This is a genomic window from Nocardioides sp. P5_C9_2, from assembly GCF_054049555.1.
Genome location: NZ_JBFUMD010000708.1, coordinates 1 through 1,323, shown reverse-complemented (window position 1 = coordinate 1,323; position 1,323 = coordinate 1). Strand labels below are relative to the sequence as shown.

The following is a 1,323-nucleotide window of genomic DNA, read 5'->3' as shown; positions in this document are numbered from 1 at the left end:
ACCGAGCGCACGCTGCGGCTCAGCGTCGGGACCAGCGCGACGAGCGCGCTGGCGACCACGAGCGCCGCCACGGCCCCGCCCCCGCCGAGGCCCGACAGCAGCAGCCCGGCGAGCACGGGGGCCAGCGGCATCACCGACATCGACACGAAGCTCATCGTCGCCTGGGAGCGGCCGAGCAGCTCCCGGGGCGTGACGGCGACGCGGTAGGCACCGATCCCGGCGTTGCCGGCCGGGTTGAGGAAGACGCCCAGGGACAGGGCGAGCGCGACGACCGCCGCGTTGTTGACGAAGATCAGCGGCACCATGAGCGGCACGAAGCTCCACGCCACCAGCACTGTCAGCCGACCCGTCGCGAACCGCTCGATCAGCCACGGCGCCACGAGCGCCCCCRGGATCCCGAAGGCGCCCGCCGCCGTCTCGACGAGGCCCAGGGCCAGCGGGTCGACGCCCGACTCGATCAGCCGCAGCACGGCCACGAAGAAGACCGCGTTGACGGTCAGGTTGGCCAGGGGTGACCAGCACAGCAGGGTCCGCAGGAGCGGCTCGGAGAGCAGGAAGCGGACGCCCTCGCCGAGCTCCTGGACCGGGCGCTTGGCCGGACCCGTGCGCCGGGGGGCTGAGAGGTCGGTGCGGAGCCGGCCCAGCAGCACCCAGCTGGCGGCGTACGTCAGGGCGTCGAAGAGGAACGGCGCCCACCGGGTCACGGCGTACAGCGCCGCCCCCAGTGGGCCGCCGACGAGGCCGGCGACGTGCTGGCGGGCCTGCTGCTGGGAGAGGGCGGTGGGCAGGTCCTCGTCGGGTACGACGGCGCGCACGGCCGACATCTCGGCCGGCGCGAAGAGCCCCGCGCACGCTCCGGTGAGGACCGCGACGACGAGCAGGTGGGGAACGGTGAGCACGCCGGCCACGCCCGCCAGCACCAGCGAGGTGTAGAGCAGCACACCCGCCCCGCTGGCCGTCCGCATCAGCCGGAGCCGGTGCACGCGGTCGGCGAGGACCCCGGCGGGCAGCAGCATCCCGACCAGCCCGAGCAGGTGCAGCGCCTCGGCGGCGGCCGCCATCAGCGCGGACCCGGTGAGCGCGTAGGCCAGCAGCGGGAAGACGAACATGCTCACCCGGCTGCCGAGCTCGCTCAGCGTCTGGCCGACCCACAGGGCCGTGAAGTCGTGGTTGCGGGCGAGCTGCCGGTAGCTGGTCATATGCGCAACATATAGTGCGCAACTAAAGGTGCGCAATAGTGCGTGCGCAAATCGGCTAGGGTCGGGGGATGCCGGAATCGCAGCCGCTGACCGACCCCCGGGTGCTGCGCGCACTCGCCCACCC

The 1,323-nt window shown here is 73.4% G+C and carries 1 protein-coding gene; it reads right to left on the bottom strand.

Going from position 1 to position 1,323, the window contains the following annotated elements; genetic code table 11:
• A partial coding sequence (locus ACXJKL_RS21190) for an MFS transporter (RefSeq protein WP_457208965.1) occupies positions 1–1,199 on the bottom strand: 1,199 nt, incomplete at its 3' end.
• Positions 1,200–1,323 lie beyond the last annotated feature (124 nt).